This is a genomic window from Micromonospora sp. DH13 (assembly GCF_020873825.1).
GTDB lineage: Bacteria > Actinomycetota > Actinomycetes > Mycobacteriales > Micromonosporaceae > Micromonospora > Micromonospora haikouensis.
On the sequence record NZ_JAHWGR010000011.1, the window covers coordinates 16,530 to 31,278 of the forward strand.

The window sequence follows — 14,749 nt, forward strand, 5'->3', positions numbered from 1 at the left end:
ACTAATCGTTGGAACTTCGGGGCTGGATGCGGTTCAATTGAGTCATCAAGGGGCCGACAACCGAATAGCCAGGAGGAGAACCCAGATGAGCATGATCGAGCGAATCCGCAACCGCCGCGACGCCAACCGCCGGGCCCGTGCCATCGAGCACGCCCTGCGCTCCGCCAACTCGCCCGCGGTCCGCGAGGAGCTTCTCGCCATCGCCCAGCGTCACATGAGCTGACGCCCCACACTTTTCTCACCCTCCTCCAGTTCGACGACCCGCCCGGTTCGCCCCGGGCGGGTCGTCGGCGTTTCGGGCCTATTGACACCGGGATTCCGCCTCGCCGCACCGCCCGGTACGGTGGGGCTCGGTCGTCAACCGCCCGCCCGGACCCCGTCGTGCCGATAGAAGCTGCTCGACACCGTCCGGCGACGCGGAGTGACGGCCGGTGCTCCCCGGATGCCGCGGGCGGCCACCGGATACGGTGCGGGGAGTCCCCACGGTCGGCACCGCCGGCCACACCGGTACCCACGCCGACGCACCGTCGGCATCGGCGGCCGACATGTGATGGAGGAGGCGCACCGATGACGTCCGAGGGCCCGCACCACCCCGGCCAGGAGCCGGACGAGGTGTCGCCGGGCGCCGGCGCACCGGCGCCGTACGGCGTCGCCAACCCGGACCTGGGCTGGGCACCCCCGCCCCCCGCGGCCCGGCCGAACCCGCCCGCTCCCGCCTGGGCGACCCAGAACGACCAGCCGCCGGCCCCCGCCTGGGGCCAGCCCCCGCAGAACGACCAGCCCCCGACCGCCGCCTGGGGAGCGCCGCCCCACGGCGACCAGCCGCCGACCGCCGCCTGGGGCACCGGGCCGCAGGGCGACCAGCCGGCGACCCCCAACTGGGGCGCGGCACCGGGTGACCAGCCGCCGACCGCCGCCTGGGGCCAGCCTCCGCAGAGTGACCAGCCGCCGACCGCCGCCTGGGGTGCCGCCCAGGTGCCGGCGCAGCAGCCGGAGCCGAACCGCCCAGCCGCCTGGGGCCCGCCGGCTGGCGCGGCGCAGCCCGCCTGGGAGCAGAACGAGCAGGCCGGGCCGGGCTGGCAACAGAACGAGCCGGCACCGGGCTGGCAGCAGAACGAGCAGGCCGGCCCCGGCTGGGCCGCCGCCCCGGCCGCCGCGAACGCACCGAACGGAGAGCCGGCCCAGCCGGCCTGGGCGACGCAGCCCGAGCAGCCGGCCCCGGCCTGGGCCGGCGCGGCCGACCAGCAGCCGCCGGCGCCGTGGGGCCAGGCCGAGTCCGGCGCCCGGGGTGCCGCCCGCGTGCCCGGCCAGGCGACCCCGCCCCAGGACTGGGCCACCACACAGGACGACGCCTCCCGCTCCGGCGGCTGGAACTCCGGCCAGCAGGGCGACGGCCCCGCCGGCTCCGGTGGCTGGCCGCGGACCGAGCAACCCGACACCCCTGGCCAGGCAGGTCAGGCCGCCTCGGCCGCCCCGTCCGAATTCGGCGGACCCGCCGCACAACCCACGTTCGACGGTGCGCCCGGGCAGCCCGGATTCGGCGGCCCGGCCGAGCAGCCGCCGGCCGCGTGGGGCCAGGCCGAAGCCGCCGCCCGGGGTGCCGCCCGCGTGCCCGGCCAGGCGACCCCGCCCCAGGACTGGGCCACCACACAGGACGACGCCTCCCGCTCCGGCGGCTGGGCGACCGGCTCCCCCGCCTCCGCCCACGACGACCCCGCCCGCTCCGGCGGGTGGGCCGCCACGGCGGTCCGCTCCGACGACCAGCCGCAGCCGAACGCCTGGCCCGCCGCCGACGAGTCGGGGCAGCCCGGCACGTGGGGCGCGGCAGCGGTGCCGCAGCGGCAGGACGACCGGCCGGAGGTCCCCGACTGGGCGGCGGCCGAGCCGACCTCCGTACCACCGGCGCGGGCCACCGCCACCGTCGGCACGGACGGGCCGCCCGCCTGGGGGACGCCCGGCGAGAGCCCGCAGCAGCGGCCCGGCGGCGACCGCTCGGACCGCCCGGTCATGCCGGACGTCGAGCCGTGGGCACCGGGCGAGGCGTGGGGGCGTACCGAGCCGGAGACCGCCGCGCCGCAGCAGGCTGGCAACGCCTGGGAGCCCGAGCGGCCCGAGGACCGTCCGCTTTACCAGCCCGCCCCCGGGCCGGGGATCTCGCCGGCCAACGCCGTGCCGCTGCCGCCGCAGGAGCAGCGCGTGCCCGGTGCCAGCCTGGCCGCCCTCCCGCCGGCCGACTACGCCCCGCCGGCCCAGTTCCCCCCGGCGGTCGAGCCCTCGCCGGCCGGCGAACCGTCAGGTCGTGAGGGCGCCCCGTCGCCGTACGCGCCCGAGTCGGGCGCCGGCTGGGGCCGCGCCGAGGAGCCGCACCCACAGGGCACCCCGTTCGTGCCCGCCCCCCGGGTCTCGCCGGAGTCCGGGGCGGCCGCCCGGGCCGCCGTACCCCCGGCGGAGGCCGGAGAGGCCGCGGACGGCGCGGTGGGCAGCGTCTCGGCGAGCGCGTCCGTGCCCATGGCCAGCCGCGTGGTGCCCCCCACCGACCAGGCGCTGCACCCCGGCGGCGCGCCCGCGCCGCAGCCCCGGGTGTACGGCCGGCCGGCCCGCCCGGAGCCGGCCGACGAGCCGGAGGCGGCGGACGAGAGCCCGTTCCGCCCCGAGCACAACCCGCCACCGTCCCGGTTCGACGAGCCGGGCCCGCAGGGGCGGTTCGACGAGCCGGGCCGCTTCGACGAGCCGGGCCCCCAGGGCCGCCCCGCCGAACCCGACCAGCAGCGCGGGTTCGACGGACCCGACCAGCACCGCGGATTCGACGGGCACGACCAGCAGCGCGGGTTCGACGGGCACGACCAGCAGCGCGGGTTCGAGGGGCGCGACCAGCACCGCGGGTTCGACGACGTCGGGCCGCAGCAGCGCTTCGACGACCGCGGGCCGCAGGGCGGACCGCAGCGCTTCGACGCCCCGGACCGGCAGGCCGGCCAGCAGCACGGCTTCGGCGACAGCCCGGCGATCGGGGCGGCCGGCGCGCCCGCTCCGCCGGCCTTCCCGCCCGGGGTGCCGTCCTTCGTGGACCCGCCGGCCAGCAACCGGCCCGTCAACGGCGTCCGCCCGCACGAGGGCGACCGCCCGGGTGACCAGTTCGGCGGCCCGATGGGCGGGGCCACCGCCGTGCAGGGCGCGGTGCCGGGCCACCCTCCCGCGCCGTACGGCGAGCCGACCCAGGTCGGCTTCCCGCCGCAGGGGCCGCAGTCCGGCCCTGCCTGGGGCGCGGAGCCGGAGGAGCAGGGCCGGTTCGACGCGTTCAAGCCGGAGGCGGACGCGCAGAAGGCCGAGGCTCCGCCACCGAAGGTCCGCAACGGCCGGGTGCTGGCCGCCGTGCTGGTGGCCGCCGTGCTGATCCTCGCGGTGCCGCTGGGGCTGCTCATGCTGCTCGGCAAGGTGGGCGGCGACAACGCGAAGCCGTTCGACCCGGCCGTCGGCTCCTGCGTGAAGCAGTCAGGCGAATCCGCGACTTCGGCCACCTGCGGCGAGGCGGGATCGTTCACGATCGTGTCCAAGGTCGAGACCAAGGAGAAGTGCGCCGACCCGGGCCAGCCGCACGTCGTCCTCCGTGGTGACGTGCCGAAGAAGGTGCTCTGCCTCAAGTCGGCCACCAAGTAGCGAACCCGGGGGCGGGGCCACGGACCACCGTGGCCCCGCCCTCGTCGTACGCCCGGGGTGTGACCAAGCCGCGCGGGGTGCCGGCCGGTCGGGGCCTCCCGGTCGGGCAGACTGGGGGCATGAGCGCACGAGTACGGGCTCCCGAGCTGCGCGGACGGGGCTGGCTGAACACCGGCGGGCGGGACCTGAAGCTGGCCGACCTGCGCGGCAAGATCACAATTGCCGACTTCTGGACCTTCTGCTGCATCAACTGCCTGCACGTGCTCGACGAGTTGCGCCCCCTGGAGGAGAAGTACGCTGACGTGCTGGTCGTCATCGGCATCCACTCGCCGAAGTTCGAGCACGAGAAGGACCCGGCCGCCGTCGCCGCCGCCGTCGAGCGGTACGGCGTGCACCACCCCGTCCTCGACGACCCCGAGCTGGACATGTGGCAGCAGTACGCGGCCCGCGCCTGGCCGACCCTCGCCGTGATCGACCCCGAGGGGTACGTGGTGGCCACCATGGCCGGTGAGGGTCACGCCGAGGGGCTGGCCCGGCTGGTCGACGAGTTGGTCGCCACCCACGAGGCGAAGGGCACCCTGCACCGGGGCGACGGTCCGTACGTGCCGCCCGCCGAGCCGGAGACGGCCCTGCGCTTCCCCGGCAAGGCCCTCGCGCTCGACGGCGGGCACCTGCTCGTGTCGGACTCGGCCCGGCACTCCCTGGTGGAGCTGGCCCCCGACGGCGAGACGCTGGTGCGCCGGATCGGCGCGGGCGTCCGGGGGCGCGCGGACGGGCCGCCCGGCGCCGCCGCGTTCTCGGAGCCGCAGGGGCTGTGCCGGCTGCCGGAGCACGTGGCCGAGGTGGCCGGTTACGACGTGGTCGTCGCCGACACCGTCAACCACCTGCTGCGCGGGGTGCGGCTGGCCACCGGCGAGGTGGTGACCGTGGCCGGCACGGGCCGGCAGTGGCGCTCGACGGTGGACGACCACGCCCACGACTCGCTCTCGGTCGACCTCTCCTCCCCGTGGGACGTGGCCTGGTACGACGACCGGGTGATCGTCGCGATGGCGGGCATCCACCAGCTCTGGTGGTTCGACCCGATCCGCCGCACGGCGGGCATGTACGCCGGCACCACCGTCGAGGCGCTGCGCGACGGGCCGCTGGCCGAGGCGTGGCTGGCCCAGCCGTCCGGCCTCTCGGTCTCGGCCGACGGCACCCGGCTCTGGGTCGCCGACAGCGAGACCAGCGCCATCCGGTACGTCGAGAACGGCGTCCTGGGCACCGCCGTCGGGCAGGGCCTGTTCGACTTCGGCCACGTCGACGGCCCGGCCGACCGGGCGCTGCTCCAGCACCCGCTGGGGGTGTGCGCGCTGCCGGACGGCTCGGTGCTGGTCGCCGACACGTACAACGGGGCGGTCCGCCGCTTCGACCCGGCCACCGGTCAGGTGTCGACGGTCGCCGACGGGCTCGCCGAGCCGAGCGACGTGGTGCTGACCGCCGACGGCGGGGTGCTGGTGGTCGAGTCGGCCGCGCACCGGCTGACCCGGCTGGCCCCGGGCGCGTTGTCCGCCGTGGGGGCGAGCACGGTCGACGGCCCGCGGCACCGCACCGAGCGGAAGCCGATGGAGGTGGCGGCGGGCGAGGTGACGCTGGACGTCGTCTTCGCCCCGGCGCCGGGGCAGAAGCTGGACGAGACGTACGGGCCGTCGACGCGGCTGGTCGTCTCGGCGTCGCCGCCGGAGCTGCTGGCGGAGGGGGCGGGCACCGGCACGGAGCTGTCCCGCCGGTTGGTGGTCGACGGGTCGGTGGCCGGCGGGGTGCTCCAGGTGACCGCGCAGGCGGCGACGTGCGACGCCGACGTGGAGCACGCGGCCTGTCACCTGACCCGGCAGGACTGGGGGGTGCCGGTGCGGGTGGTCGAGGGCGGCCCGGCGCGGCTCCCGCTGGTCCTGCGCGGCCTGGACGCCTGACAGCCTGCACCCCGCCGGCCGCCAGCGCCCCGCGCGGCCGCCCGCGCCCCGCCGATTGCCCCCCGCGCGGCCGCCCGCGCGCCGGCGCTGGGTGCGTTAGGAAGGGGCCCTTCCTATACAGAATGCGTTAACAAGGTGCCCCCTCCTTTCACGCGAACGGGGTGAGCGTCACCCCCGCTTCGAGGAGCGCGGCCCGCACCAGCTCGGCGGACGCCACCGCGCCCGGTGTGTCGCCGTGCAGGCAGATGGACTCGACGGGGCAGGGCACGACGGTGCCGTCGACGGCCACCACGGTCTGCTCGGTGGCCATCCGGACGGCGCGGGCGGCCACCTGCTCGGGGTCGGTGACCAGCGCGCCGAGGGCGGTGCGGGGCACCAGCGTGCCGTTGGGCAGGTAGCCCCGGTCGGCGAATCCCTCGGCGACCACCCGCAGGCCGGCGCCGGTGGCGAGCTGGGCGAGCACCGAGCCGGGGGCGCAGAGCACCGGCAGGTCGCGGTCGTACTCGTCGATGGCGGCGATCAGGGCGGCGGCCTGCGACTCGTCGACCGAGGCGGCGTGGTAGAGCGCTCCGTGCGGCTTGAGGTAGCGGACCCGGGTGCGGTACGCCCGGCAGAACGCGTCGAGCGCGCCGAGCTGGTAGGTGGTCTCGTCGCGCAGGTCCGCGAACGCGTACGCGATGTGCCGGCGGCCGAAGCCGGCGAGGTCGCGGTAGCCGACCTGGGCCCCGACGGCGACCCCGCGTTGGGCGGCGGCGGCGCAGACCCGGCGCATGGTGGACGGGTCGCCGCCGTGGAAGCCGCAGGCGACGTTGGCCGAGGTGATCAGGTCGAGCAGCGCCTCGTCGTCGCCGAGCCGCCAGATGCCGAATCCCTCGCCGAGGTCAGCGTTGAGGTCCATGGAACGTCACCGTAGTCCCCGGGCGGGCCTGCGCGAGCGGCGTCACGTCGTCCACCACCCCGACGACGGGGTAGCCGCCGGTGGTGGGATGGTCGGCGAGGAAGATCAGCGGCTGGCCGTCGGCGGGCACCTGCACCGCGCCGAGCACGAGGCCCTCGCTGGGCAGTTCCCCGGCGACCGCGCGGGGCAGCGGCGCGCCGGTCAGCCGCGCGCCGACCCGGTTGCTGACCGGGCTCACCGTGTACGCCGTGCCGAGCAGCCGGTCGAGCGCGGCGGGGGTGAACCAGTCGTCGCGGGGCCCGAGGCGCAGCCGGAGCCGCAGCGCGGCCGGGGTGGGCGGCCCGACGGTGACGTCGACGGGGGCGGGGTCGTCGCCCGGGTCGCCGAGGGGCAGGGTGTCGCCGTCGCGCAGCGGGGGCGGGCCGAGGCCGGAGAGGGTGTCGGTGGACCGGCTGCCGAGCACCGGCGGCACGGCGATCCCGCCGGCGACGGCGAGCCAGGTGCGCAGCCCGGAGCGGGCCGGGCCGATCCGCACGACCGCCCCGGCGGGCACGGCCAGGGGCCGGCCGACGTCTCCGGGCCGGTCGCCGAGGTGCACGTCGGGGCGCGGGCCGGTCCGCCGTGCGTCGCCGGTGTTCGGGTCGCCGGTCGGCACGTCGCCCAGCCGCCCGTCGCCCAGCCGCCCGTCGCCGATCCACACGTCGGCGTCCGCGCCGGTGAGCGCGACCGTGCCGGCCCGGGTGAGGCGCAGCGCGCAGCCGGTGAGGGTGATCTCCAGGCCGGCGGCGTCCTCCGGGTTGCCGACGAGGCGGTTGGCCAGCCGCAGGGCCGCCGGGTCGAGCGCCCCCGACCGGGGCACGCCGAGGTGTGCCCAGCCGGGCCGGCCCTGGTCCTGCACGGTGGTGAGCGCCCCTGCCCGGAGCACCTCCAGCCGGCGCGCCGGGCCGCCGGCGGGTGGGCGGGTCACGTGGTCGCCGCCAGGCGTACCGGGGTGCCGGGGGCGAGCCGGGCCGGCGGGTCGGCGGCCACGTCGAACAGCGTCAGCGCGGTCCGTCCGACGAGCAGCCAGCCGCCGGGCGACGCGCCGGGATAGATTCCGGCGTACGGGCCGGCGAGCGCGACCGAGCCGGCGGGGACCCGGGGGCGGGGGGTGGCGAGCCGGGGCACCGCCCACTGCGGCGGCAGCCCGGTCAGGTACGCGAACCCGGGCGCGAACCCGCAGAAGGCGACGCGGAACGGGGTGCCGGTGAGGCGGGCGACCACCTCGGGCACGTCCACGCCCCAGTGGCCGGCGACGACGGGCAGGTCGACCCCGTCGTACGTGACGGGCACCTCGACCTCGGCGGGCGTCGTGCCGTCGGCGGGGCTGGTGGCGGTGGCGGGCGTCGTGCCGTCGGCGGGTCGTGGGGTCCAGTGGGCGACGAGCGCGGCGGCCCGGTCGGGGTCGGGCACCCCGTCGAGCAGCACCGTACGGGCCGCCGGGACGATCTCGACGGCGGTCAGCTCGCCGGCGGCGCGGCGGCGCGTCAACTCGGCCCGCCACGCCTCCACCTGGTCGGGGTCGTCGCAGTCGAGCAGCAGGGCGTGGGCGCCGACGGGCCGGATCCGCATCCCGCCATGATCCCCGATCGGCGGGCCCGACAGGGCCGCCGGACCCTGTGGTCCCGTGACGATAGGCACTACTTGACGGTAACCTACGGTGCCGTAACCTAGGTGCGTGACGACCTCCGCACCGCTTCGACTCAAGCCGGTCGACATCGGGAAGCCGCGGATGCGCGGCTGGCTGCACACCTACGCGTTCTTCGTCGCGCTCGTCTGCGGCATCGTGCTCTGCGCCATCGCCGCCAGCCGCCCCGGCTGGTCCCCGCTGGTCAGCTGCCTCGTCTACAGCCTGACCGTCTGCGGCCTCTTCGGCACCAGCGCGCTCTACCACCGTCGGGTGTGGTCCGAGCGCGGCTACCAGATCATGCGCCGGATGGACCACTCGATGATCTTCGTGTTCATCGCCGGCACGTACACACCGTTCTGCGTCCTGCTGCTGGACGCCCGGCAGGCGACCACCATGCTCGCCCTGGTCTGGGGCGGCGCGCTGGGCGGCGTGGCGCTGAAACTGGTCTGGCCGCACGCGCCGCGCTGGGTCTCCGCACCGCTCTACCTGGCCCTCGGCTGGGTGTCGGTAGCGATGCTGCCGCAGATCCTGCACTCCGGCGGCGTGACCGCGCTGGTGCTGCTCGCCGTCGGCGGCGCGATCTACAGCGTCGGCGCCGTCTTCTACGCGCTGCGCAGGCCCAATCCGTGGCCCACCGTCTTCGGCCACCACGAGTTCTTCCACGCCTGCACGCTGGTGGCGGCGATCTGCCACCACATCGCGATCTACTTCGCCCTGTTCGCCTGAGTCCGCACCCCGGTTCCCCCACCCTGATCCCCCGCCCCGGGCACGCGCCGGGGGCCCCGCGCCGTTGCGGGGCCCCCGGAGTCCTGGGCAGTCGTCGGCCATCGGGCCGGACCGGTCAGACCGTACGACCCGGGCGGCGCACCTCGCGGTACTCCTGGACCACGGGCTCGCCCTGCACCGGCACGACCCGGTCGGCGACCACGCGGTTCTGGTGCACCGGCGCGGCGACCACCGTGCGGCGGCCCCGGTTCCAGAAGTAGAGCGTGGTGAGCAGGCTGACGACGCCGGCGAGCATCAGCACCCAGCCGACGACGCCGAGATTCAGCCACCCCAGGTCGGCCTGCACGGCGAACGCGAAGATCGCACCCAGCGCGATGAGGAAGATGCTGGCACCAATGCCCATTTTCGTCGCTCCTTGGCTGTCAGCTGGCGCTGCTACCCGCCGCGGCCATGGATGAGGTTGCGGCATCCATCGACATACCCAGGCGCTCCGATCGTCAATCGGGCAAGCTGGGCCCATGACGGACGTCGGAGGGACGGAACGGACGTTGGTGCTGCTGCGGCACGCCAAGGCGGAGGCACCGGGTAGCGGCCCGGACGTCCAGCGGCCGCTCACCGCGCGGGGGCACGCCGACTCGGCCGCCGCCGGTGCCTGGCTGGCCCGGCACGGCCTGCTCCCTGACGTGGTGCTCTGCTCGGCCGCCCGGCGCACCCGCCAGACCTGGCACGGGGTGCAGCTGGGCATGACCGGCGCGGCGGACGAGGCGGGGCCGGCCGGTCCCGCCCCGCAGGTGCGCTACGAGCCGGGCGCGTACGAGGCACGCCCGGCGGACCTGCTGGCGCTGGTGCGGTCGACCCCGGCGGAGGCGACGACGGTGCTGCTGGTCGCCCACAACCCGGGCATCTCGCTGCTCTCGGCGCTGCTCGACCCGGAACGCGCCGACCAGGAGGGCCTGCGCACCACCGACCTGGTGGTGCACCGCACCCGGCTCCCCTGGGCCGAGCTGCACCGCGCCGACATCGTCGCCCGCCACACCGCCCGCGCCTGAGGCGCAAGGAAGGGCCCCCTGTTAACGCATTCCGTTGTACAGGGGACCCCTGTTAACACCTGCGAACGGCCGAGGTGCGACCGCGCCGGGCGGGCGGCCGGCGGGCCGGCCCGGGCGGCGCGGGCCCGGGCGGGTGGGCCCGGGCGGCGCGGGCCCGGGCGGGTGGGCCCGGGCGGGTGGGCCCGGGCGGGCCGGTGTGCGGCCGGTGTGCCGGTGGGCCTCAGGAGGGCGGTGCCGTGGGCGGCGGTGGATCGGGCGGAGGCGGCATCATGGCGGTCGGATGCGACAGCCTGTTCTCCTCCACGATCAGGGTGCGCGCCCGCTTGCGCCGGTCCTGCCAGAACCAGAGCGTGGTGAGCAGCACGGCCAACCCGGCCAGGATGAACACCCAGCCGACCGCGCGCAGGTCCACCCACCAGACGTTGGCCCGGATGGCGAAGGTCAGGATCGCGCCGATGGCGATGAGGAAGATTCCACTACCAATGCCCATGTGCGCTGCACCCCCACGTGCGGTGGCTCTGGGCGTTCACTGACGACGTCCGGGCCTCGGTTACCCGCCCGGCCGGGCAAGTACCCGGGATGCGACCGGCGATAGGGGACACGCCGGACTGTTCGGCACGGGTCGCCGAAGCGGGGCGGGACAGCGCCGGCCGACGAGACGGGGCGGGACGGCGACGGCCGGCGGGACGGGGCGAAACGGCGACGGCCGGCGAGTTGGGGGACTCGCCGGCCGTCCGGGGGCCGCTGTGGTGCGTCAGCGGCTCAGAACGCCTCCTCCGGGAGGTCCATCAGCTCCAGGTCGGTGCTCTCGATGATCCGCCGGTCGGCGCCGAGCCGGGGCAGCACCTCGCGGGCGAAGAACTTCGCGGCGGCCACCTTGCCGGTGTAGAACGCCTTGTCGGCGGTGGAGACCTCACCGGCCAGGGCGCGCAGGGCGACGTCGGCCTGCCGCTGGAGCAGCCAGCCGACGACGAGGTCGCCGATAGCCAGCAGGAACCGGCGGCTGCTGAGGCCCACCTTGTAGAGCGCCCGGGCGTCGCCGCCCTGCGCCTCGCCGAGCCAGCCGGTCAGCACGCCGAGGATGGTCTGCACCTCGGCGAGCGCCTTGCCGAGCGCCTGCCGCTCCTGCTTGAGCTGGCCGTTGCCGCCCTCGGAGGTGATGAACTCCTGGATCTCGCCGGCGACCGTCATGAGGGCCTTGCCGTTGTCCCGAACGATCTTGCGGAAGATCAGGTCGAGGCTCTGGATCGCGGTGGTGCCCTCGTACAGCGTGTCGATCTTGGCGTCCCGGACGTACTGCTCCAGCGGGTAGTCCTGGAGAAAGCCGGAGCCGCCGAAGGTCTGCAGCGCCTCGTGACCCAGCATCTCGTACGCCCGCTCGGAGCCGACGCCCTTGACCAGCGGCAGCAGCAGGTCGTTGACCCGCTTGGCGATCTTCGTCGCCTGCTCGTCGCCGGCCGCCTCGGCGATGGCGACCTGGTCCTGCCAGGAGGCCGTGTAGCAGACCAGGGCGCGCAGGCCCTCGGCGTACGACTTCTGGAGCATCAGCGAGCGGCGCACGTCCGGGTGGTGGGTGATGGTGACCCGGGGCGCGGTCTTGTCGGCCTGCTGGATCAGGTCGGCGCCCTGCACGCGGTTCTTGGCGTACTCGAGGGCGTTGAGGTAGCCGGTGGAGAGCGTGGCGATGGCCTTGGTGCCGACCATCATCCGGGCGTACTCGATGATCATGAACATCTGCCGGATGCCGTCGTGCTTCTCGCCGAGCAGCCAGCCCTTCGCCGGCACGCCGTGCTCGCCGAAGGTCATCTCGCAGGTGTTGGAGACCTTGATCCCCATCTTGTGCTCGACGTTGGTGGCGTAGACGCCGTTGCGCTCGCCCAGCTCGCCGGTCTCCGGGTCGAAGTGGAACTTCGGCACGACGAAGAGCGACAGGCCCTTGGTGCCGGGGCCGCCGACGCCCTCGACGCCGACCGGGCGGGCCAGCACGTAGTGCACGATGTTGTCGCTCAGGTCGTGCTCGCCGGAGGTGATGAAGCGCTTCACGCCCTCGATGTGCCACGAGCCGTCCGGCTGCGGGATCGCCCGGGTGCGGCCGGCGCCCACGTCCGAGCCCGCGTCGGGCTCGGTGAGCACCATCGTGGAGCCCCACTGCTTGTCGATGAAGAGCTTGGCCCACTTCTTCTGCTGCTCGGTGCCCTCGACGTGCAGCACGTGCGCGAAGGACGGGCCGGAGGCGTACATCCAGACGGGGGCGTTCGCGCCGAGCACCAGCTCGGCGAGGGACCACCAGAGGGCACGCGGGGCGTTGGTGCCGTCGAGCGCCGGCGGGAGGTCGAGCCGCCAGAACTCGGACTCCATGAACGCCCGGTAAGACTTCTTGAACGGCTCCGGCAGCGGCGCGGTGTGCGTGGCCGGGTCGAAGACCGGGGGGTTGCGGTCGCTGTCCGAGTAGCTTGCCGCGAGGTCCTCGCGGGCGAGGCGGTCCACTTCGGCGAGGAAGCTGCGCGCGGTGTCGACGTCGAGATCCGAGTACGGCTCCTGGCCGAACGCCCGGTCCGCCCCGAAGACCTCGAACAGGTTGAACTCAAGGTCCCGGAGGTTGCTCTTGTAGTGGGTCATGCTCGCTGGCCCCGCTTCCCGGACAGGTGTTACCGATCAGTAACCCCGACTGTATTACTCGCGGGTAGGCAGCGACAAGCTCAACGTGGAAGTGACGGCGATTACACACCCGCGCTTCGGCCGTCGAGGGGCGGGGACCGGGCGGGCCGGGAGCAGCGAGGCGGAGCCGGACCGGACGGCGAAGAAGCTGGCTCAGCCCTCGGCCGCGCCGACCTCCCAGCTCGGCACGGGGGCGGTCACCGCGCTGCTGTGGCCGGCGTACTCCATCAGGACCAGGGCGATGTCGTCGTCGAGCCGGCCGTGCACCCACTCGACCAGGGCGGTCTCCAGCGAGGCCAGCCCGTCGCCGACCGTGCCGTGACCGAGCAGCCGCCAGGCGCGGTCGGCCGTCGGGAAGAACTCGCCGTCCCGGCGCGCCTCGCCCAGGCCGTCGGTGAACAGCAGCAGCCGGTCCCCCGGCTCCAGGCGCTCGACCCGGGGCCGGACGACCGGCATGAAGCCCAGCGGCGGCGCGGGCGCGGGCGGTTCGAGGGGGATCACCGCGCCCCGGCGCAGCAGCAGCGGCGACGGGTGGCCGCAGTTGACGATGGTGAGGGTGCCGCCCCGCTCCTCGACCAGGGCCGCGGTGACGAAGTCCTCGTCGCCGACGTTGCGGGCCACCGCCCGGTCCAGGTCGGCGACCACCGCCCGCAGGTCGGCCCGCTCGTACGCGACGTGCCGGTACGAGCCCAGCACGATGCTGGCCAGCCGCACGGCGTCCAGCCCCTTGCCGCGCACGTCACCGATGATCATGCGGACGCCGTACGGGGTGTCGATCGCCTCGTACAGGTCGCCGCCGATCTCGGCGGTGGCGGTCGAGGAGATGTAGCGCCCCGCCACGGCCAGGGTCCCCACCTGCGGGCCCAGCGGACGCAGCACCGCCTGCTGGGCCACCGCCGCCAGCTTGGACAGCTCGGCGATCTGCTCCGCCTGCCGCTGCCGCACGGCGGCCACCGCCGCCGCGATGCCGGTGGCGAGCGCGATGCCGGCCACGTTGACGGCGGTGACCAGCGACGTCCGCGGCTCGGCGAGGGCGAAGGCGGAACCGATCGCGGTCGCGGCGGCCCCCACCCCGAGCACCACCCGCCAGGAGGCCAGTGCCGCGGCGAGGAACGGGGCGGCGACCATCAGCGCCACGTAGTGCGCCCAGCGGCCGTCCGCCAGCTCCACGCCGGAGATGATCGCGAGCAGGACGAGGGCCGCGCCGAGGCCGGCGCGGGATCCGGGGCTCAGCGGGCCACGGCCCGACTGGAAGGCATGCATGCGTACGAGGGACAGCATGCCTGATGGACGTGAACCGGTGAATGAGCCTGGCCCGTCGGCCGAGGATGTTCTGCCCGGCCGGGTCTCCGGCGGCGGCCGGTCCGGCCCCGGTCGCACCGCCCCGCCCGAGGTCATCGGGTCAGCCCAGGACCTCGTACTTCACGGTCAGTGCGCCGACGTCGACGGAGGCGATGGCCGCGAACGCGGCCCGCGACAGGTCGAGGCAGCGGCCGTCGATGAAGGGGCCCCGGTCGTTGATCCGGACGGTGACCGACTTCCCGTTGGCCGGGTTCGTCACCCGGACCATGGTGTCGAACGGCAGGGTCTTGTGGGCGGCGGTCATGGCGCTCGGGTCGAAGTTCTCCCCGTTGGCGGTGAGCTGCCCCTCGTCGTAGAAGGACGCCCCGCACGAGCCGCTGTCGACGACGTTGCTGGTCGGGGTGGGCTTCTTGGTGGCGGCCGCCTTCGTGGCGGCCGGCTTCGGCGCGGCGGTGCGCGGCCTGCTCCGCGAGGCGGCCTGGCTCCGGGTGGCCTTCGGGCTGGCCGTGACGGTCGGCGACGGGCTGGCGCTGGGCGGGACGCTCGCGCTGGGCGAGGGCGCGGCCGCGGTGGTGGGGGGGCTCACCGGGACGTCGGCGACGGTCGGCTGCGGGGCCGCCTCGCCGGAGGTCAGGCTCACCGCGCCGACGGTGCCGCCGACGGCGAGCGCGACGCCGACCGCCGCGGTGGCCGCGATCCCGGCCGGCGAGGAGAACAATCGGGTACGGGAGTGCCTACCAACCACGGGCCCGGTCCTTTCGTCGTGGATAACGAAGTCGTTGTTCAGGACGAAGTCCTGGAGAACAAACCGGCCCGGACCGTAACGAGAGAAGCACTTCCG

The 14,749-nt window shown here is 75.3% G+C and carries 13 protein-coding genes; 5 read left to right on the forward strand and 8 right to left on the reverse strand.

The window, feature by feature from the left end; all coding sequences use genetic code 11:
- The first annotated feature begins 85 nt into the window (after positions 1 to 85).
- The 3 genes from LPA42_RS13035 to LPA42_RS13045 all read left to right on the forward strand — a co-directional run bounded on the left by LPA42_RS13035 (position 86) and on the right by LPA42_RS13045 (position 5,606).
- Positions 86 to 223, forward strand: coding sequence for a hypothetical protein (locus LPA42_RS13035; protein ID WP_165823299.1), 138 nt, complete (start codon positions 86 to 88; stop codon positions 221 to 223).
- Positions 224 to 567: 344 nt separating this feature from the next.
- Positions 568 to 3,654, forward strand: a complete 3,087-nt coding sequence (locus tag LPA42_RS13040; protein ID WP_198956404.1) for a hypothetical protein — start codon at positions 568 to 570, stop codon at positions 3,652 to 3,654.
- Positions 3,655 to 3,773: 119 nt separating this feature from the next.
- Positions 3,774 to 5,606, forward strand: a complete 1,833-nt coding sequence (locus tag LPA42_RS13045) for an NHL domain-containing thioredoxin family protein (protein ID WP_077935461.1) — start codon at positions 3,774 to 3,776, stop codon at positions 5,604 to 5,606.
- A 148-nt stretch (positions 5,607 to 5,754) separates the two neighbouring features.
- Here the strand turns inward: LPA42_RS13045 and LPA42_RS13050 are convergent, their stop codons facing one another.
- The 3 genes from LPA42_RS13050 to LPA42_RS13060 are packed head-to-tail and all read right to left on the reverse strand — an operon-like array spanning position 5,755 to position 8,115.
- The gene (locus tag LPA42_RS13050) at positions 5,755 to 6,504 is read right to left on the reverse strand and encodes a LamB/YcsF family protein (protein WP_077935458.1); all 750 of its coding nucleotides are present in this window, start codon (positions 6,502 to 6,504) and stop codon (positions 5,755 to 5,757) included.
- Positions 6,488 to 7,471, reverse strand: a complete 984-nt coding sequence (locus tag LPA42_RS13055) for a biotin-dependent carboxyltransferase family protein (RefSeq protein WP_228986577.1) — start codon at positions 7,469 to 7,471, stop codon at positions 6,488 to 6,490. Before LPA42_RS13055 ends, LPA42_RS13050 begins: the two co-directional genes overlap by 17 nt.
- Positions 7,468 to 8,115: an allophanate hydrolase subunit 1 gene (locus LPA42_RS13060; RefSeq protein ID WP_228986578.1), complete on the reverse strand. Its 648-nt coding sequence runs from the start codon at positions 8,113 to 8,115 to the stop codon at positions 7,468 to 7,470. Before LPA42_RS13060 ends, LPA42_RS13055 begins: the two co-directional genes overlap by 4 nt.
- Positions 8,116 to 8,221: 106 nt before the next feature.
- Between LPA42_RS13060 and LPA42_RS13065 the strand changes: the two genes are divergently transcribed.
- Positions 8,222 to 8,899 (forward strand): hemolysin III family protein, encoded by a 678-nt coding sequence (locus tag LPA42_RS13065; RefSeq protein WP_043961118.1) that lies wholly within the window; start codon positions 8,222 to 8,224, stop codon positions 8,897 to 8,899.
- A 115-nt stretch (positions 8,900 to 9,014) separates the two neighbouring features.
- Here LPA42_RS13065 and LPA42_RS13070 read toward each other — a convergent pair whose 3' ends face one another.
- Positions 9,015 to 9,302: a DUF6458 family protein gene (locus LPA42_RS13070; protein ID WP_077935456.1), complete on the reverse strand. Its 288-nt coding sequence runs from the start codon at positions 9,300 to 9,302 to the stop codon at positions 9,015 to 9,017.
- A gap of 115 nt (positions 9,303 to 9,417) precedes the next feature.
- Between LPA42_RS13070 and LPA42_RS13075 the strand changes: the two genes are divergently transcribed.
- Positions 9,418 to 9,948, forward strand: a complete 531-nt coding sequence (locus tag LPA42_RS13075) for a histidine phosphatase family protein (protein ID WP_077935455.1) — start codon at positions 9,418 to 9,420, stop codon at positions 9,946 to 9,948.
- A gap of 220 nt (positions 9,949 to 10,168) precedes the next feature.
- Here LPA42_RS13075 and LPA42_RS13080 read toward each other — a convergent pair whose 3' ends face one another.
- The 4 genes from LPA42_RS13080 to LPA42_RS13095 form a co-directional block, all read right to left on the reverse strand.
- Positions 10,169 to 10,438, reverse strand: a complete 270-nt coding sequence (locus tag LPA42_RS13080) for a DUF6458 family protein (protein WP_043961115.1) — start codon at positions 10,436 to 10,438, stop codon at positions 10,169 to 10,171.
- Positions 10,439 to 10,710: 272 nt separating this feature from the next.
- On the reverse strand, positions 10,711 to 12,567 hold the full coding sequence (locus LPA42_RS13085) for an acyl-CoA dehydrogenase (RefSeq protein WP_077935454.1): 1,857 nt from the start codon (positions 12,565 to 12,567) through the stop codon (positions 10,711 to 10,713).
- Between the two features lie 192 nt (positions 12,568 to 12,759).
- Positions 12,760 to 13,887: a PP2C family protein-serine/threonine phosphatase gene (locus LPA42_RS13090; RefSeq protein WP_077935453.1), complete on the reverse strand. Its 1,128-nt coding sequence runs from the start codon at positions 13,885 to 13,887 to the stop codon at positions 12,760 to 12,762.
- Positions 13,888 to 14,008: 121 nt separating this feature from the next.
- Positions 14,009 to 14,653 (reverse strand): septal ring lytic transglycosylase RlpA family protein, encoded by a 645-nt coding sequence (locus LPA42_RS13095; RefSeq protein WP_077935452.1) that lies wholly within the window; start codon positions 14,651 to 14,653, stop codon positions 14,009 to 14,011.
- Between the last annotated feature and the right edge of the window lie 96 nt (positions 14,654 to 14,749).